General features: G+C 69.7%; 15 protein-coding genes. 7 read left to right on the plus strand and 8 right to left on the minus strand.

The window, feature by feature from the left end:
* Positions 1-65 precede the first annotated feature (65 nt).
* On the minus strand, positions 66-1,514 hold the full coding sequence (gene pdxR / locus FHP25_RS39475; protein WP_147852504.1) for a MocR-like pyridoxine biosynthesis transcription factor PdxR: 1,449 nt from the start codon (positions 1,512-1,514) through the stop codon (positions 66-68).
* A gap of 107 nt (positions 1,515-1,621) precedes the next feature.
* Here pdxR and FHP25_RS39480 point away from each other — a divergent pair, with 107 nt between their 5' ends.
* The 7 genes from FHP25_RS39480 (at position 1,622) to FHP25_RS39510 (ending at position 10,468) form a co-directional block, all read left to right on the plus strand.
* A complete protein-coding gene (locus FHP25_RS39480; protein ID WP_147852505.1) occupies positions 1,622-2,329 on the plus strand; it encodes a glutamine amidotransferase in 708 nt (235 codons plus the stop codon).
* Positions 2,322-3,056 (plus strand): YggS family pyridoxal phosphate-dependent enzyme, encoded by a 735-nt coding sequence (locus FHP25_RS39485; RefSeq protein ID WP_147852506.1) that lies wholly within the window; start codon positions 2,322-2,324, stop codon positions 3,054-3,056. The genes FHP25_RS39480 and FHP25_RS39485 overlap by 8 nt, the downstream gene beginning before the upstream one ends.
* Positions 3,057-3,259: 203 nt before the next feature.
* On the plus strand, positions 3,260-3,769 hold the full coding sequence (locus tag FHP25_RS41670) for a helix-turn-helix domain-containing protein (protein ID WP_218578981.1): 510 nt from the start codon (positions 3,260-3,262) through the stop codon (positions 3,767-3,769).
* Between the two features lie 216 nt (positions 3,770-3,985).
* Positions 3,986-8,056 (plus strand): autotransporter outer membrane beta-barrel domain-containing protein, encoded by a 4,071-nt coding sequence (locus FHP25_RS39495; RefSeq protein ID WP_178134128.1) that lies wholly within the window; start codon positions 3,986-3,988, stop codon positions 8,054-8,056.
* Between the two features lie 105 nt (positions 8,057-8,161).
* Entirely contained in the window at positions 8,162-8,401 is a 240-nt protein-coding gene (locus FHP25_RS39500; RefSeq protein ID WP_147852508.1) for an antitoxin, read from the plus strand.
* A gap of 3 nt (positions 8,402-8,404) precedes the next feature.
* Positions 8,405-8,791, plus strand: a complete 387-nt coding sequence (locus FHP25_RS39505; RefSeq protein WP_147852509.1) for a PIN domain-containing protein — start codon at positions 8,405-8,407, stop codon at positions 8,789-8,791.
* Positions 8,792-8,983: 192 nt separating this feature from the next.
* A complete protein-coding gene (locus FHP25_RS39510) occupies positions 8,984-10,468 on the plus strand; it encodes a serine hydrolase (protein ID WP_231712641.1) in 1,485 nt (494 codons plus the stop codon).
* Positions 10,469-10,484: 16 nt separating this feature from the next.
* Here the strand turns inward: FHP25_RS39510 and FHP25_RS39515 are convergent, their stop codons facing one another.
* From FHP25_RS39515 to FHP25_RS39545, 7 genes are read right to left on the minus strand one after another with little or no spacing between them, the layout of a single operon-like run.
* Positions 10,485-11,357: a universal stress protein gene (locus tag FHP25_RS39515; RefSeq protein WP_147852511.1), complete on the minus strand. Its 873-nt coding sequence runs from the start codon at positions 11,355-11,357 to the stop codon at positions 10,485-10,487.
* A 13-nt stretch (positions 11,358-11,370) separates the two neighbouring features.
* On the minus strand, positions 11,371-11,733 hold the full coding sequence (gene mnhG, locus FHP25_RS39520; protein WP_147852512.1) for a monovalent cation/H(+) antiporter subunit G: 363 nt from the start codon (positions 11,731-11,733) through the stop codon (positions 11,371-11,373).
* A complete protein-coding gene (locus FHP25_RS39525; protein WP_147852513.1) occupies positions 11,730-12,011 on the minus strand; it encodes a K+/H+ antiporter subunit F in 282 nt (93 codons plus the stop codon). Before FHP25_RS39525 ends, mnhG begins: the two co-directional genes overlap by 4 nt.
* Complete coding sequence (locus tag FHP25_RS39530) at positions 12,008-12,493, minus strand: Na+/H+ antiporter subunit E (protein ID WP_147852514.1); 486 nt, start codon at positions 12,491-12,493, stop codon at positions 12,008-12,010. The genes FHP25_RS39525 and FHP25_RS39530 overlap by 4 nt, the downstream gene beginning before the upstream one ends.
* Positions 12,490-14,121, minus strand: coding sequence for a monovalent cation/H+ antiporter subunit D (locus FHP25_RS39535; RefSeq protein ID WP_147852515.1), 1,632 nt, complete (start codon positions 14,119-14,121; stop codon positions 12,490-12,492). The genes FHP25_RS39530 and FHP25_RS39535 overlap by 4 nt, the downstream gene beginning before the upstream one ends.
* Positions 14,121-14,456: a Na+/H+ antiporter subunit C gene (locus FHP25_RS39540; RefSeq protein ID WP_147852516.1), complete on the minus strand. Its 336-nt coding sequence runs from the start codon at positions 14,454-14,456 to the stop codon at positions 14,121-14,123. The genes FHP25_RS39535 and FHP25_RS39540 overlap by 1 nt, the downstream gene beginning before the upstream one ends.
* Positions 14,456-17,371 (minus strand): monovalent cation/H+ antiporter subunit A, encoded by a 2,916-nt coding sequence (locus FHP25_RS39545; protein WP_147852517.1) that lies wholly within the window; start codon positions 17,369-17,371, stop codon positions 14,456-14,458. The genes FHP25_RS39540 and FHP25_RS39545 overlap by 1 nt, the downstream gene beginning before the upstream one ends.
* Positions 17,372-17,550: the final 179 nt, after the last annotated feature.

Here is a 17,550-nt window from a genome sequence, read left to right on the forward strand (position 1 = left end):
AGCGCCGCTCATGGCTCATGATCATGATGCGGCGCTGGAGCGCCGCGGCCCGACCGAAAGGTACCTCACCTGGCCGCTGCCGGCCGGGTGCGCTTCAGCATCTTCACCGCCCGGCTGATCTCCGGCTCGTTCAGGTTGGCGAAGCCGAGGCGGAAGGCCTGCGGCGCGGCGCTCTCGTCGAGGCAGAAGGCCGCGCCGGGCCGCACCTCCAGGCCGGCGCGCCGGGCGGCCGTGCTCCAGGCAGCGGCGTCGATGCCACCGCGAGCGCGGGCCCAGATCGCCAGGCCGCCGGCCGGAACGTCGAACGCCAGCTCGGCCGCGAGATGCCGCCGCAGCTCGGCCGCGAGGTGATCGCGGCGCGCATGATAGATGCGCCGGGCCTTGCGGGCGTGGCGGCCCAGCTCGCCGTCGCGCAGCAGCGCCGCGACGGCCTGCTCCAGCGGCAGGTCGCCCTGGCGGTCGATGGCCTCGCGCCGCGCCGCCATCCGCTGCAGCACGCCGGCCTGGGCGACGGCGTAGCCCAACCGGATGCCCGGCGCGAGCAGCTTCGACAGCGAGCCCACGAAGACGACGGATGTCGCCGCTGCGGCGCGGGCCGCCAGCGGCAGCACGGGCCGGCCCTCGAAGCGATACTCGTGGTCGTAGTCGTCCTCGATGATCGCAAGCCCATGGCGGTGCGCCAGCTCGATCAGCTTGAGGCGGTGGCCGGCGCCCAGGGTCACCGTGGTCGGATAGTGGTGGTGCGGTGTCACGTAGACCGCCTTCAACGCCGGCTCGTGCGCCAGCACGGCCGCCAGGCGCTCGACATCGAGGCCGTGCGCGCCGACCGGCACGCCGATCACGCGCGCGCCGGCGGCGCGGAAGGCCCGCCACGCCAACGGATAGCCCGGCTCCTCAACCGCGATCGCCTGGCCCGGCGCGAGGATGGCCGAGGCGGCGAGGAACAGCGCCATCTGGCTGCCGCGCGTCACGATGATGTCGTCCTCACAGAGCGCAAGGCCGCGCTCCTGCGACAGGTAGCCGGCCAGCGCCGCCCGCAGGGCGGTGCTGCCCAGCGGATCGTCGCTGCCGTCGCTGGCCAGGAATGCCGGCGTCGACAGCGACCGACGGAAGGCGCGGGCGAGCTCGGCATGCGGCAGCAGCCGTGGATCGGGCACGCCGTCCGAGAAGCGCAGCAGCGGCGGTGGTGTGCCCGTCCTCGCTGCCGCCTGCCGCACGGCGGGCGGCAGGCTCGCGGCTGCGGTGGCGAGCACCGGCAGGTCGCGTGCGACGAAGGTGCCGCGCGACGCCTCGGCCACCAGCCAGCCCTGCATCGTGAGCTCGTGGTAGGCGGCATCGACCGTGTTGCGGTGGATCCTCAGGACCTTCGCCAGGGCGCGCGTGCCCGGCAGCGCGTCGCCGGGCTTCAGCCGGCCGCGCTCGATATCGCGCGTGATCGCCGTCGCCAGCCTGATGAAGACAGGCTGGCCCGGGATCTCGATCAGCTCGATCGTGGCGCGGCTTCCTTTGACCATCCGGCCTATCCGAATTCTTGAATCCGGCTCCTACGGCTGGGCCGGATAACGGATATCGCGGATGCCGGCAAGTCGGCATGGCGCCGACGCGGCAGAAGAGGACGCGCATGCGGCGGACCGCGCTCGCCATCAGGCATGTTCATTTCGAGGATCTGGGGACGTTCGCGTCCACCCTGGCCGATGCCAGCTACACGGTCCGCTATCACGATATCGACTTGCACGATCTGCGCGCGCTCGATCCGTGCGAAGCCGACCTGCTGCTCGTGCTCGGCGGCCCGGTGGGCGTCTACGAGACCGACACCTATCCGTTCCTGGCCGACGAGATCGACCTGCTGGCGCGGCGCCTGGCGGCGGGGCGCGCCACCTTCGGCATCTGCCTGGGCGCACAGCTCATGGCCCGCGCGCTGGGCGCCGCCGTGGCGCCGACCGGCATCAAGGAGATCGGCTTCTCTGAGCTTGCCTTGACGCCGGCCGGCCAGCGCGGGCCGTTGCGGCACCTTGCCGGCACGCCGGTGCTGCACTGGCACGGCGATGCCTTCGCCATCCCGGACGGCGCCGACCATCTGGCGGCGAGCGCCGCCTGCGCCAACCAGGCGTTCGCGATCGGCTCCCGCATCATGGCGCTGCAGTTCCATCCCGAGGCCGATTGCGGGCCGGCGCTCGAGCGCTGGCTGGTGGGCCATGCCGCCGAGCTCGCCGCCGCCGGCATCGACCCGCGTGCGTTGCGCCGCGATGCCGGGCGCTTTGGTGCCGCGCTGAGCGACGCCGGCCGCGCCATGTTCGGACAATGGCTGCAGGAGCTGGGTGATGAGTGACGTCGCGCGCAATCTCGAGACCGTGCGCGCCCGCATCGGCGCCGCCGCGGTCCGCTCGGGCCGTCCCGCCGACGCGGTGCGGCTGGTGCTGGTGGCCAAGACGGTCCCGCCCGAGCGCGTGCGCCTGGCGCTCGATGCCGGCCAGCGCGTGCTGGGCGAGAACAAGGTGCAGGAGGGGCGGGCGAAGGCCGAGGCGCTGGCAGATGCGTCGATCCGCTGGAGCATGATCGGGCACCTGCAGACCAACAAGGTGAAGGACGTGCTGCGCTTCGCCCATGAGGTGCAGTCGCTTGACCGCCTGCCGCTGGCGGCCACGCTGGAGAAGCGCCTGCAGCATCTCGGGCGCGGGCTCGACGTTCTGGTGCAGGTCAACACGTCGGGTGAGGCGAGCAAGTACGGCCTGGCGCCCGACGAGGTCATGCCGTTCTTGCAGGCGCTGACCGCGTTCGCTTCGCTGCGCCCGTACGGCTTCATGACGCTGGCGCGCTTCACGGCCGACACCGACGAGATCCGCCGCTGCTTTCGCGTCCTGCACGCCATCCGCGCCCGAGCCTTGCAGGAGGCGCCGCAGGGCGAGCGGCTGGCAGACCTGTCGATGGGCATGTCCGGCGACTACGAGATCGCGATCGAGGAGGGGGCCACGATCGTGCGCGTCGGCCAGGCTGTGTTCGGCCCGCGGCCGACGTCGGACTCGTCTTATTGGCCCGAGGCGGCGTCGGGATCGTGAACGACCCATACCCTGTCAATCCCGAGCGCAGCGAGGGATCTCCTGCGGCAAGACGCACCATGCGCTACTCGCGGGAGATCCCTCGCTGCGCTCGGGATGACAGTCCTGGTTCCGGCCGCAGCAACCGGTCGAGAACGTGACTTGCGAAGGCGTTGTGAATAAAGTCGCTCCCTTTGAACGTGGCGTTCAGTGGGTAGCGTGCAGTGTCAAGCTCAGCGAAGGGCAAGCATCCCCGTATCATCGGTCCGGCCCCCGAGGCCACGTCGCGCCTTTTCGTGCTTGCCTACGTACGGTACTTCCAGCGCGTCTGCCTGCTGAAGGCGGAGCTGTTTGAGCGCGACATGGATCTCATGATCATCACCGGCGTCATCGGCCTTGCCGGCATCGAGCACAAGATCAGGGACCCGGACTTCAGGCTGCGCTTCGCCAGCATCGACGTGGTGCTCGGGCTGGACGGGCAGCGCGGCACCAACGCGATGTCGATCGCGGCCGCGACCGGGCTGCCGCGCGAGACCGTGCGGCGCAAGATCAAGCGGCTGATCGAGATGGGGGTCGTGGCGCGGCGCGATTCCGGCGACTACGTCCTGCAGCCCGGCGCGCTGCAATCCGCCCCCTTCGTGCGGGCGATCTTCGAGATCTTCGAGCAGACCGTGCGGATGATCAACGAATGCATCGAGAATGAAATTTTCGCTGTGTTGCCGCCTGATGACTGAGATCTGGCGGCCGGCCTGCCCAAGATGGGCAGGTGCACGCTGAGGCGCGCCGATGCGTGGCTTATTTTAGAGCGCTCCCACTACTTGGGTGAGCAGGGCGAAGAACGGAGATCGGACGGGTGGGGATGCTCGCCGGTCCCGGCAGATGAGTGAACGAGAAGGGGTGGGGTTTTGAAGCGTTTGCGTCATGGCGGCTTGCTTGCGAGCGTCTCGGGCTTGGCGTTGCTGAGAGCAGCTTCCGTCACCGGCCTGATGGCGGCTGTTGCTCTTGCGCCTTGCGTCGCGTCGGCCGACGGCGGCAGCGGCGCCCTCCAGCCGATCGCCGGTGCAGGACCAGGCGGCGCCGGCGGGGTCGACGGATCGGAGGAGAGCGCGATCGGCAAGGATGGCTCGGCGGGCACAACCTCCCAGGGCTCTGCAGGCGGTGGCGGCGGCGTCAATCTGGAGACCGGCTTCGGTGCCCATGGCGGCTCCTACGGCGCTGCCGTCAATGGCGTCAAGGCGCCCTACTATGGCGCGACCGGCGCCATGGGGCAGGCGGTGACGGCCGCCACGACGGTGACGACATCCATTGTCGGCGGCACCGGTGGCCTTGGTCCTGCGGAGCAGGGGTCGACGGGCAAGGTCGGCTATGTCGGCCCCGGCGGACAAGGCGGTGGCGGTGTCGGCATCGGCGCAACCGCTGACGTCACTGTCGCGAGCGGAGGTACGGTGACGGGCGGCACCGGTGGCGGCGGTGCCACCACGGCCGTCGCCGCCGGTGGCGGTGGCGGCGGTGGTGTCGGCATCTTCTCCAGCAGGAACGTCACGGTTCAGGCCGGCGGCACGGTCACAGGCGGGGCGGGCGGCCGAAGCGCGAACTCGGGCGGCGGCGGCGGTGCCGCCGCTATCGTGCTGACGGCGAGCGGCACCGTCGTCAATGGCGGCACCATCGTCGGCGGCGCCGGGGGAAGGGCGACGCTCAATGGCGGCGGCGGCGGGGGCGCCGGCGTGCTTGTGCTGCAGGGCGGCTCGATCACCAACCTGGCAGGCGGCACGATCAGCGGTGGCGTCGGCGGCACGGCTCTCATGGCCGCAAGGGTTGGCAACGGCGCCGAAGCCATCAAGGGCGCCAACATATCGGTCGTCAACGCCGGCACGATCACCGGCGCGCTCGCCGGCGGCACGGCTGCGGCGCGCCTGCGTGCCAACGCGATCACCTTTACCGGCGGCACCAACGCGCTGGAGATCTGGTCGACATCGGTCATCACCGGCAACGTCCAGGCGTTCAGCAGCGCCGACCGCCTTGTCCTGGGCGGTGCCACTGATGGCAGCTTCGATGTCGCCGCGATCGGCGACGCCGCGACATACCGCGGCTTTGGCATCTTCGAGAAGACCGGCGAGGGCACCTGGACGCTGACGGGCACGAACGCGGGGCTGACGCCGTGGACGCTGTCCGGCGGCGTGCTGTCGATTTCGGCGGATGGCAGCCTCGGCGATGCGGCCGGCCTCCTCACCTTCAACGGCGGCACGTTGCGCCTCACGGCCGACACTGCCATGAGCCGCGGCGTGAGCCTCGCGGCGGCCGGCGGCACGATCGAGACCGCGGCAGGCACGACGTTGACCGCGGCCGGCCCGATCAGCGGCGATGGCGGCCTGACCAAGACAGGCGAGGGCACGCTGGTCCTGACGGCCGCGAACACCTACGCCGGCGGCACCACGATCAGCTCAGGCACGCTACAGCTGGGCGACGGCGGCACGTCCGGCAGCATCGTCGGCGACGTCGCCAACAGCGGCGCCCTGGTGCTCGTCCGGTCGAACGCGCTGACGCTCGATGGCGCGATCTCCGGTTCCGGCGTGGTCGAGCAGCGCGGGACCGGCACGGCGGTGTTGACAGGCACCAGCACCTACACCGGCGGCACGACGATCAGCGCCGGCACGCTGCAGCTCGGCGATGGCGGCGCCACCGGCAGCATCGTCGGCGATGTCGCCAACAGGAGCACGCTGGTGTTCAACCGATCGGACATGCTGGCGTTCGATGGTGCCATTTCGGGCATCGGCGCGGTCGAGCAGCGCGGGACAGGCACGACGGTGCTGACGGGCACCAGCACCTACACGGGCGGAACGACGATCAGCGCCGGCACGCTGCAGCTCGGCAATGGCGGCGCCACCGGCAGCATCGTCGGCGACGTTGCCAACAACGGCGCGCTGGCCTTCAACCGGTCGGACACGGTCGTATTCAATGGCGTGATTTCCGGCACCGGCGCCGTGGCGCAGCGCGGGGCTGGCGTCATGATCCTCACGGGCGCCAACACCTATACGGGCGCCACGACGATCGGACAGGGCACCCTGGCCCTGGCGGGCAGCGGGTCGATCGCACAGTCAAGGGGCGTCAGGGCCGATGGGGTTCTCGACATATCGGGTACCACCGACGGAGCCTCTGTGCGTTCGCTGTCGGGAGCCGGCCGCGTCGATCTCGGCGCGCAGACCCTGACCTTGACCGCCGCCGCCGATAGCTTCGCCGGGGTCATCCAGGGAACGGGCGGGCTGGTGCTGGCCGGCGGCACCGAGGTGCTGTCGGGCAACAACACGTACACCGGCCCGACCGCGATCGCAGCCGGCGCGACGCTGCAGCTGGGCGTGGGCGGAACGTCGGGCAGCATCGTCGGCAACGTGGCGACCGACGGCGCGCTGGTGTTCAACCGCGCCGATACGCTGACCTTCGCCGGCGTCATATCGGGTGGTGGCGCGGTCCATCAGATCGGTTCGGGCATGACTGTCCTGACCGGTGACAGCGCGGCCTTCGCGGGCCGCACGACCGTGTCGGCCGGAACCCTGTCGGTGAACGGCACGCTGGGCGGCACGGTCGATGTCGTCGGCGGCCGCCTGCAGGGCATCGGCACCGTGGGCACGACCACGAGCTTCGCCGGCGGCACGATCGCGCCGGGCAACTCGATCGGCGCGCTGACCATCGTCGGCAACCATGTCGGCAGCGGCGGCGTGCTCGAGATCGAGGCGCAGCTCGGCGGCGACGGCTCGCCGTCGGACCGCCTGGTCGTCACCGGCAGCACCGCCGGCACGACCACGGTGCGGGTCATCAATGTGGGCGGCGCCGGCGCGCAGACGGTGGAAGGCATCAAGGTCATCGACGTGGCCGGGGCCTCCGACGGCACCTTCGCGCTGCAGGGCGACTACGTGCTGAACGGCGCGCCGGTGGTGGTGGCCGGGGCCTATGGCTACGCCCTGCAGAAGAACGGCCTGGGCACGCCCGACGACAGCGACTGGTATCTGCGCTCGGCGCTGCTGAACCCCGTCAGGCCGGCGGACCCGCCGACACCGCTCTACCAGGCGGGCGTGCCGGTGTACGAGGCCTATGGCCAGGCGCTGCTGGGGCTGAACGGGCTGGGCACGCTGGAGCAGCGGGTCGGCAACCGCACCTGGATGCCGGGCAGCGACGGCGCCCGGACGGGCGCCGGCATCTGGGGGCGCATCGACGCCGGCTACAGCAGCATCGATCCCGGCGTCTCGACCAGCGGCACGCACTTCAACGCCACGACGTGGCGCCTGCAGGCGGGCTTCGACACCGTGCTGCACGACGGGACCTCGGGGTCGTTGATCGGCGGCTTCACGGTGCATTACGCCACCAGCGCCACCGATGTCGGCTCGACCTACGGCAAGGGCCGCATCAGCACCGATGCCTATGGCGTCGCCGGCACGCTGACATGGCACGGTGCCGACGGAGTGTACCTCGACGGCCAGGCGCAGCTGACGTGGTACGACAGCGACCTCACCTCGCGCACCGCCAGCCGCAACCTCGCCAAGGACAATGGCGCGTTCGGCTATGCCTTCGGGCTGGAGGGCGGCCACCGGCTGGCGCTGGCGCCGTCCTGGTCGCTGACGCCGCAGGCGCAGCTGGTGTATTCGCGCGTCAGCGCCGAGCGCTTCACCGACCCGTACGGGGCGCGGGTGTCGCTGGACGATGGCGACAGCCTGCATGGCCGCGTCGGCGTGGCGCTGGATTATCAGAGCGCCTGGAGCGATCCCGCCGGGCAGGCGGGCCGGGCCAAGCTCTACGGCATCGCCAACCTGCACTATGAATTCCTGGACGGGACCACAGCGGACGTGGCGGGCACGCGCTTCGTGAGCCGCCAGCAGCGGCTGTGGGGCAGCCTCGGCGCCGGCGGCACGCTCGACTGGGCCAACGGCAAGTACGCGCTGTACGGCGAAGCCTCCATCGCCACCAGCCTGGCCGATTTCGGCGACAGCTACGCCGTCAAGGGCACCGCCGGCTTCCGCTTCCGCTGGTAGCGCCAGACCGCAGGCCGGCGGGCGTTCTCGCCGGCCAGGAAATGGGCGGTGTTTGCATTCTGGCCCCGACCATAGTATATACGAGTATATACTATGAGGCTGGTCATGGGTATCGTGCGAACCCGGACATTCAGAAGCGGAAACAGCGAGGCGCTGCGGTTGCCGCGAGAAGTTGCCTTTGGCGAAAACGTGGAGCTTGTGATCGTCCGGTCTGGCGACGTGATGACGATCTATCCGGCGACCACGTCGATATCCGCGATGGTCGAGCGCTTGCGCGCCTTGCCGGTGCCGCCGACCATCGAGCAGCGGGACGAGGAGGAACTGCCGGAGCGGCCGGGTCTCTGATCCATGGCATTCCTGCTCGACACCGACGTTGCCATCCATCTGCGCGACGGCGACCGCGTGGTGGTCGATAAGGTGGCTACCCTGGATGGTGCGGTGCTGATGTCGATCGTCACGCGGGTGGAGCTCGAAGGCGGGGTGCATCGAGAGCCTGTTCACGCCCGGATCAGGCGGGCGCGGCTGGATGCGATCTTGGCCGCGGTACCCGCCATCGCGTTCGATGACGCGGCAGCCGCCGCATACGGTTCCATCGTGGCAAATGCTGGCTATTCACGCCGAAAATTGCTGGACCGTATGATCGCGGCCCAGGCGATTGTCCACCGTGCCACGCTCGTGACCATGAATGCAGCCGACTACGCGGACATTCCGGACCTCTCACTGCTGGCATGGTGAGGCTCGCGCCTGAGTCGGGCGAACGCGGCAGATATTCAGATCGCAACCTTTCGATGACCAACTTGCCTGTACCGCAAGCCGCGAATCTGCGTAACAATCCGGCTCTGTCCGAAGCAGGAGGAGGGGGAGATGGCCGGCTCGGGACAGGTTTCGTTGGGCGCGATCCTGTGGCTTGCGCTTGCGGCACTGCCGATGGCCACGCACGCGCAGACGCTGTCGCGCGACAAGGTCGCCGCCGCTCTGCCGGCGCTCGATGCCATGGCCCGCAAGGCGGTCGACTCGGGCGGCGTGCCCGGCCTTGCCATCGTCGTCGTGCATGACGATGCGGTCGTCTACCTCAAGGGCTTCGGCCGCCGCGACGCCGCCAAGCCTGAGCCGGTCGATGCCGACACGGTGTTCCAGATCGCCTCCCTCTCCAAGCCCGTCTCCGCGACCGTGGTGGCGGCCCTGGTCGGCGAGCGCGTGGTGCGCTGGGAGTCGCGCATCGCCGATCTCGACCCCGCGTTCCGGCTGCACGACGCCTATCCCACCGCGCAGCTCACGGTGCGGGACCTCTTCGCCCATCGCAGCGGCCTGCCGGGCACGGCCGGGGACGATCTGGAGGGCATCGGCTACGACCGCGCGGCGGTGCTGCGGCGCCTGCGGCTCGTGCCGCCGCTGTCGAGCTTCCGTGCCGGCTACTCCTACAGCAACGCCGGGCTGACCGAGGGCGCCGTCGCCGCCGCCCGGCCGACGGGCAAGCCGTGGGAGGTCGTGGCCGAGGAGAAGCTGTTCGCGCCCTTGGGCATGACATCGACAAGCGCGCGCCACGCCGATTTCGTCGCTCGCGCCAACCGTGCCGAGCTGCACATCAGGCTCGACGGCGCCTGGGCCGCGCGCATCAAGCGCAATCCCGACGTGCAGGCGCCGGCCGGCGGGGTCAGCGCCAGCGCCCGCGACCTGGCGCAGTGGATGCGTCTGGTGCTCGCGGGCGGGCAGCACGACGGCAAGCGGCTCATCGCCGCTGACGCGCTGGCCGTAGCCCATGCGCCGCTGACGGCGCGCGGCACCAACCCGGTCACCGGCGGCGCCTCGTTCTATGGCATGGGATGGAACGTCGAGTTCGGCCGCCATGGCCTGGCCTGGGGCCATGCCGGCGCGTTCAGCGTCGGCGGGCGCAGCGTGGTCACGTTCTATCCGAAGGCCAATCTCGCCATCCTGGTGCTGGCCAACGCCTTTCCCACCGGCGTCCCCGAGGGCCTGTCGGACAGCTTCGCCGATCTCGCCTTCGACGGGAAGCTGGAGAAGGACTGGATGAAGCCCTGGGACGACGCCTACGCCGGACTCTTCGGCCCTGCGGTCGCGGCGGCGAAGGCCGCGTACGGCACGCCGCCGAAGCCGCCCACGCCGGCCATGGCGCTCGCCGCCTACACCGGGCGCTACGCCAATGCCTTCGTGGGCGATGCCGTCGTTGCCGACAGCAACGGCGTCCTCACTGTCTCGGTCGGTCCCGGCGGCGCGCACACCTATGTCCTGAAGCACTTCGATCGGGACCTGTTCCTGTGCTTCGCGTCCCCCGAGCTTCCCGATCTGCCGTCGGCCGTGCGTTTTGCGATCGGCCCCGACGGCAAGGCGTCGGCGGTGACCATCGAGGCGCTGGACGACTGGGGCATGGGCACCCTGAAGCGCGCCGAGTGACCTCAGCCGGCTGCGGTCAGGGGCGCCGCACGACGAGGGCGTCGCAGGGAACCTGCGCGAGGATCTCCCGTGCGACGCTGCCCAGCAGGAGGTCGAAGACGGCGCTGCGGCCGTGCGTGCCCAGCACCACCAAGTCGGTGTTGCGGTGCTCGGCATAGTCGCGCAGCAGGTGCGCCGGCGTGCCCCATTCGATCAGCGGCCGGGGCGTTCGTCCGGCGGGCAGCCGGGCCCCTTGCATGAATGCCTCGTAGTCGGCGACGGCGACGTTGCGGTAGTCGCGCCGATAGGTGGCCGGATCGGTCGCCAGTCCCTCCAGGGGCGTGCTGTAGGCGTGCAGGGCCGTCAGCTCGCGATCCTCGAACAGTCGCGTGGCCGTCTCCAGCGCGTGACGCGAGGAGTCCGAGAAGTCCACCGCGACCACGATGTCCTGGTAGGGCGCGCGGGCGCGGCTCTTGACGATGAGGACCGGGACAGTCGATTGGCGCAGCAAACCGTTGACCGTGCCACCCAGGCTGAAGCGGCCCAGCGGCTCGTCGCGCGCCAGGCCGACGACGATGAGGTCGCAGCCATGACTCTGCGCGACGCCGGCGATGACTTCGTCGGGAACACCGCTCTCGACCACCACGGTGGTCTGCCGGGGCAGGTCCGCGAGATCGGCACGCAGCTGGCGCTCGGCGACCCGCTGTGGATCAACCGGGCGCCGCCAGGAGGGGAGCGGCCCGGGCCCGCGCGAGATGGCGCGCTCCTCTTCGAGGACATGCAGCACGATCAGCTCGGCGTCCCAGCCCGCAGCCAGCAGGGCGGCGCGATCGAGCGCCCGGTCGCAGCGGGCGCCGAAGTCGGTGGCGAGGAGAATTCTCCGCGGCGCATGTGGGGTCGCATCCGTCATCTTCCGGTCTCCTTCAACCCGCGTCTTCCTGGTGCGATGAGAAGCGGCGCGGAACCGCGGTGCTGCCTTCCGTGCGGTCGCGGTAGAGCGCCGCCCGCGCCAGCAGCATCAGCGTGACCGGCGTCGTCGCGGTCACGAAGGCGGCAATGAGCACCTCGTGCAGGATCGGCCGCGATTGCATCACGGAGAAGAAGACGATCGAGCCGAGCAGGATGCCGGCGGTTCCCCATGTCGATCCCAGCGTCGGCGCGTGCATGCGCTCGTAGAAGCTCGGCAGGCGCAGCAGGCCGATGGTGCCGATCAGCGTGAGGCCGGCGCCCAGCAGCACGAGGAAGCCCGTCAGCAGGGCTGCCCATACGGGAAGGTCCATGGTCATTCGATCACCTCGCCGCGCATGAGGAACTTGGCCAGGGCCACGGTGGCCACGAAGCCGAGCAGGGCGATCACCAGCGCGGCCTCGAAATAGAGCGTGCTCTCGGTCTTGATGCCGAAGACGAGCAGCAGGAGCATGACGTTCACATAGAGCGCATCCAGGGACAGGATCCTGTCCTGCGCCCTGGGTCCGCGCATGATGCGGTAGGCTGTGATGGCGATGGCGATGCCGAGCAGGATCTGTGCGATCAGCAGCGACCAGAACAGGATTGATGCGCTCATGTCAGGATATCCAGCAGCAGCCGTTCGTAACGGCTCTTGATCAGGTCGATCCAGTACGCTTCGTCGACAAGGTCGAACACGTGGAGCAGCAGCTTGCTCTCGGTCGAGCTGTACTCCACCCAGGCGGTCCCCGGCGTGCTGGTCACGATGCAGGCCAGGATCGCCAGGCCGGTCGGATCGCGCAGGTCGAGCGGCACGACGATGAAGCCCGACATGCGCCGGCTCTGGTCGCGGCGCAGGATCAGCCGGGCGACGGCGATATTGGAGCGCCATATGTCGGCGACCACGATCGCGACCAGCTTGGGCAGCAGGTACCAGCCTTTCAGCCTCGGCTTCGACGGCTGCAACGCCACCATCAGGCGCGACGCTGCCAGCGCGATCGCGGTGCCCAGCAGGAGCTGGCCGACCGACGTCCCGTTGAGCAGCAGCCACATCGCCAGCAGCGATGCCGTCAGCAGGGGGTAGGGCAGCACGCGGCTCACCGGGCAGCCTCCCGCGCCGGGGCCCGCCGCGCACGCGGCGCCGACAGGACATCGTGCACATACTGCACGGGCGCGTGCACCGCGCGCGCCGTCTCCTGCATGTAGCGCATCGCCGGGCCCCCTTGCACCGCCAGCGCGATCGTGAGGGACAGCAGCAGGATAACCGGAACGATCTCGACCACAAGCACGCGCGGCACGCTGGCATCGACCGGCGCCCAGAACATGCGGATGCCGATCCGCGACATGGCCAGCAGCGCCGCCAGGCCGGAGAGGATCAGCAGCGCCGTGAATATCCAGCCGGCGAGCGGTATGCCGGCCGCGACGCCCGGTCCGGGCGGCGCGAGGACGGCCACGAGCATGGACAGCTTGGCGATGAAGCCCGACAAGGGCGGCAGTCCGGACAGCAGCAAGGCGCAGCCGGCGAAGCAGACGCCGAGGATGGCGAACGTGCCCGGGAAGGCCGAACCGGACCCGTCGTCCGGCTTCTCCTTTTCCTCTTCCTCGTCGCCGAACGCCTCCGCCGTGACCGCGATGATGTTGGCGGCCGGACTCTGTCCGCGCTCGACCAGCTCGATCAGCAGGAAGAAGGCGCTGATGGTCAGTGTCGAGCTGACGAGGTAGAACAGCGCCCCGCCCGTGACGCCGGCATCGGACAGGCCCGTGGCGGCGAGCAGCGTCCCGGAGGACACCAGCAGGCTGTAGCTTGCCATCCGGCCCATCGCCTGGGATGCGAGCACGCCGATCATGCCGAAGGCGATGGTGGCCATGCCGCCGACCAGCAGCACGACGCTGCCGAAGCCGGCGGACGCGCCGGCCTTCTCGCCGAACAGCAGCGGCGACAGCCGCAGCAGGACATAGACGCCGACCTTGCTGAGGATCGCGAAGCTGGCGGCGACGGGCGCGGCGGCGGCCGGATAGGCGCCCAGCAGCCAGAAGCTCAAGGGCCACATCCCCGCCTTCACCAGGAAGGCTATGCCCAGGATCGCGGCGCCGGCCTCGAGCAGCAGGCGCTCATCGCCGGCCGTCGCCGGGATGCGCACGGCGAGGTCGGCCATGTTCAACGTGCCCGTCACGCCGTAGATCAGGCTGACGCCGATCAGGAACAGGAAGGACGCGGCCAGGTTGATGGCGATGTAGTGCAGGCCGGCGCTGACGCGCTGCACGCCCGATCCGTGCAGCGCCAGGCCGTAGGAGGCCGCCAGCATGACCTCGAAGAAGACGAACAGGTTGAAGAGGTCGCCGGTCAGGAAGGCGCCGTTGACCCCCATCAGCAGGAACTGGAACAGGGAATGGAAATGCGCGCCCGCCTTGTGCCAGCGGGCGAGCGAGAAGATCAGCGCCGCCGACGCCAGCACGCCGGTCAGTACCAGCATCAGCGCCGACAGGCGGTCGACGACCAGCACGATGCCGAACGGCGCCGGCCAGTTGCCCAGCAGATAGACGCCCGTGGCCGACGTGTCGGCGAATTGCAGGAGCCGGATCGCGACATAGAGCGTCGTCAGGGCGGAGATCAGGTTGATCACGCCTTTCAGGAACTGGCGCCGCTCGTCATACACCATCAGCAGCGCGCCCGAGACGAGCGGCAGCGCGATCGGCACGATGAGCAGGTGATGCATCCAGCCGCTCATCACCGCTCCTGCCCGTCGACATGGTCGGTCCCGGTCAGGCCGCGCGAGGCCAGCAGCACGACCAGGAACAGGGCGGTGGTCGCGAAGCCGATGACGATCGCGGTCAGGACCAGGGCTTGCGGGACGGGGTCGGTGTGGTCGGCCAGGGTGCCCGTCTGCCCCGTCAGCACCGCCGGCGCATCGGACCGCAGCCGGCCCATGCTGAAGATGAACAGGTTGACGGCATAGGAGATGAGCGAAAGGCCGATGATGACCTGGTAGGTCCGCGGCCGCAGCAGCAGCCATACGCCGGATCCGCACAGCGTGCCGATGGCGATCGCGAGCAGCACCTCCATCACACGTCCTCCTCGGCGGCGGCCTTGGCGCGCTCGGCGCGGCGCTTGCGGATCGATTGATGCGCCAGCGCGATCAGCATCAGCACCACGGCGCCGATCACGACGCTGAAGACGCCGAGATCGAACAGCATGGCCGTGGCCGTCGGCACCTTGCCGACCACCGGCAGGTCCACGTACTGCGAATGCGACGTCAGGAACGGGTAGCCGAACAGCCAGGCGCCAAGCCCGGTGCCGGCCGCCAGCAGGAGGCCCAGGCCCATCCAGTGGACCGGCAGGACGCGCAGCCTGTCCTCGACCCATCGCGCGCCGGATGCCATGTATTGCAGGATGAAGGCGGCGGCCATCGCGATCGCGGCGACGAATCCCCCGCCCGGCAGGTCGTGGCCGCGCAGCAGCAGGTAGGCGGCCATGACGATGATGACCGGAAACAGCCATTGCATCGTCACGGAAGGCACCAGGAGGTAGTCGCTGACCGTGTCGCCGGGCTTGCGGTCGGGCTCGGCTTCGTCCAGCTCGTCCTGGATGCGTTGCTGCTCGGGTGACGCCATGCTCTCGGGGGCCGGCCTGAAGCGGCGCAGCAGGGCGAAGACGGTGAGCGCCACCACCGCCAGCACCGTGATCTCGCCCAGCGTGTCGAAGCCGCGGAAATCGACCAGGATCACGTTCACGACATTGCGGCCGCCGCCTTCCGTGTACGACCGCTCGAGGAAATAGCTGGCGATCGTCTCGGGCAGCGGGCGCGTCATGGCGGCGAAGGCCAGCACGGACAGCCCGATGCCGACGATGACCGCGACGGCAAGGTCACGTTCGCGGCGCAGGCGCGTCTTGAGCGTGGCCGGCTCCGGGTTCGCCTCCTCGAGACGCTTGGGCTGCCAGCGCAGGCCAAGCAGGAGCAGGACCGTGGTGACGACCTCGACGAGGAGCTGGGTAAGGGCGAGATCGGGGGCCGAGAACCAGACGAAGGTGATGCAGACCGCGACTCCGGCGACGCCGAGCAGCAGCAGCGCCACCAGCCGGTGATACTTGGCCTGGTGCGCCGCACCGATCGCGCAGGCGCCGCCGGTCACCCAGACGAGCACCAGGGCCGGCTCGACCGGGCTGAGCTGCAGCGGACCGAGGCCAAGCCCGCCGGCATAGAGCGGCAGCAGGCCGGCGATCAGGGCGGCGGCGAGAAGCAGCAGCAGCTGCGGCTGCAGGCGCCGCGTGCTGGCGAGGCCCTCGAGGAACCGGGCCCATTTCCACGACACCGTGACCAGGGCGCGCTCGAAGAGGCGCTGCCCGTCCAACCGGCGCAGCAGGGGCGGGCCCTCCTCGCAGCGCCGCAGGTAGCTTCTCATCGCCAAGTATAGCAGGGCGCCGACGACGAGGGCGGCCGCGCTCATGATCAGCGGCAGGTTGAAGCCGTGCCATATCGCGAGGCTGTATTGCGGCGTCCGCGGGCCCAGCACGGACTGGGCTGCGGTCTGCAGGACCGGGCCCACCGTCAGGCCCGGCACGATGCCCACGATCAGGCAGGCCAGCACGAGGAACAGGATGGGAAATCCCATCCAGAACGGCGGCTCGTGCGGCTCGTGCGGCAGGTCGTCGGGCTTGCGGCCGAAATATACAGAGTGGATGAAGCGTATCGAGTAGGTGACGGCGAAGGCGCTCGCGAGCACCGCGACATAGGGCTGCGCCACGTCGAGGATCGAATCGACATGCGTCTCGATCGCCTGGGCGAAGAACATCTCCTTCGAGAGGAAGCCGTTCAGCAGGGGCACCCCGGCCATGGCCGCGCTCGCCACCATCGCCAGCGTGCCGGTGATCGGCATCGCACGGAAAAGCCCGCCGAGCTTGCGCATGTCGCGCGTGCCGGCCTCGTGATCGGTGATGCCCGCCGCCATGAACAGCGACGCCTTGAACGTCGCATGGTTCATCATGTGGAAGATGGCGGCCACGGCGCCCAGCGGGCTGCCGAGGCTGAGCAGCATGGTGATCAGCCCGAGATGGCTGATCGTCGAATAGGCCAGCAGGCCCTTGAGGTCATGCTGGAAGATCGCGAGGAAGGCGCCGAGCAGCAGCGATGCCATGCCGGCGAGGCCGACCAGCCAGAACCACTCCGGCGTCCCGGACAGCACCGGCCACAAGCGTGCCAGCAGGAAGACGCCGGCCTTCACCATCGTCGCCGAATGCAGGTAGGCCGACACCGGGGTCGGCGCCGCCATCGCATGCGGCAGCCAGAAGTGGAACGGGAACTGGGCGCTCTTGGTCAGCGCCCCGAGCAGGAGCAGCACCAGCATCGGCACATAGAGGCTGTGCGAGCGGATGGCGTCGCCGGAGGCCAGCACGCGATCCAGGTCGTAGCTGCCGACGATATGGCCGATCAGCAAGACGCTGACGAGCAGGGCGAGGCCGCCGATGCCGGTGACGGTGAGCGCCATGCGCGCGCCGTCGCGCGCGCTCGCCTTGCCGTGCCAGTAGCCGATCAGCAGGAAGGAGAAGATGCTGGTCAGCTCCCAGAAGAAGACGAGAAGGATCAGGTCGCCCGACAGCACGACGCCCTGCATGCTGCCCATGAAGGCGAGGAAGAACGCGAAGAACCGCGGGACCGGATCCTCGGGCGACATGTAGTAGCGGGCATAGAAGACGACGAGCAGCCCGATGCCGCTCACCAGGAAGACGAACATCGCGGCCAGGCCGTCCATGCGCAGCGAGAAGGTCAGGCCGATCGAAGGGACCCAGTCGATGCTGCTGCGGATCGCGCCGTGCTCGGCGATGGCCGGGTAGGCGACGATGGCCAGGACCAGGCACGCGAGCGCGACGCCGCCTGCCAGCCAGGCTTCGGAGTTGCGTGCATTGGGACGGAACGTCGCGGCGAGGACGCTACCGGCGAAGGGAAGAACGATCAGGACGCCCAGCAATACGTCGTCGGCCATCGACCTCAAGATTCAGCTAGAGTGCGCGGGGAAGGTGCTTGCATCATTGTGGCTGAAGGCGCCGCTCCTTCGCAAGTGCGATGGACCGCACGGCGTGCAGCGATGCTCTACGGTCGGGCCGCGGCGCTCCAGCGCCGCATCCGGCGCGTAGCGCCGGACACATGAGCGGCGCTGGAGCG

This window comes from Vineibacter terrae (assembly GCF_008039615.1).
Lineage (GTDB): Bacteria > Pseudomonadota > Alphaproteobacteria > Reyranellales > Reyranellaceae > Vineibacter > Vineibacter terrae.

What these genes read in the sequence shown, in the direction of transcription:
- pdxR (WP_147852504.1), bottom strand. Translation starts at nt 1,514, where the DNA reads ATGGTCAAAGGAAGCCGCGCCACGATCGAGCTGATCGAGATCCCGGGC.
- FHP25_RS39480 (WP_147852505.1), top strand. Translation starts at nt 1,622, where the DNA reads ATGCGGCGGACCGCGCTCGCCATCAGGCATGTTCATTTCGAGGATCTG.
- FHP25_RS39485 (WP_147852506.1), top strand. Translation starts at nt 2,322, where the DNA reads ATGAGTGACGTCGCGCGCAATCTCGAGACCGTGCGCGCCCGCATCGGC.
- FHP25_RS39500 (WP_147852508.1), top strand. Translation starts at nt 8,162, where the DNA reads ATGGGTATCGTGCGAACCCGGACATTCAGAAGCGGAAACAGCGAGGCG.
- FHP25_RS39505 (WP_147852509.1), top strand. Translation starts at nt 8,405, where the DNA reads ATGGCATTCCTGCTCGACACCGACGTTGCCATCCATCTGCGCGACGGC.
- FHP25_RS39510 (WP_231712641.1), top strand. Translation starts at nt 8,984, where the DNA reads ATGGCCACGCACGCGCAGACGCTGTCGCGCGACAAGGTCGCCGCCGCT.
- FHP25_RS39515 (WP_147852511.1), bottom strand. Translation starts at nt 11,357, where the DNA reads ATGACGGATGCGACCCCACATGCGCCGCGGAGAATTCTCCTCGCCACC.
- mnhG (WP_147852512.1), bottom strand. Translation starts at nt 11,733, where the DNA reads ATGACCATGGACCTTCCCGTATGGGCAGCCCTGCTGACGGGCTTCCTC.
- FHP25_RS39525 (WP_147852513.1), bottom strand. Translation starts at nt 12,011, where the DNA reads ATGAGCGCATCAATCCTGTTCTGGTCGCTGCTGATCGCACAGATCCTG.
- FHP25_RS39535 (WP_147852515.1), bottom strand. Translation starts at nt 14,121, where the DNA reads ATGAGCGGCTGGATGCATCACCTGCTCATCGTGCCGATCGCGCTGCCG.
- FHP25_RS39540 (WP_147852516.1), bottom strand. Translation starts at nt 14,456, where the DNA reads ATGGAGGTGCTGCTCGCGATCGCCATCGGCACGCTGTGCGGATCCGGC.
- FHP25_RS39545 (WP_147852517.1), bottom strand. Translation starts at nt 17,371, where the DNA reads ATGGCCGACGACGTATTGCTGGGCGTCCTGATCGTTCTTCCCTTCGCC.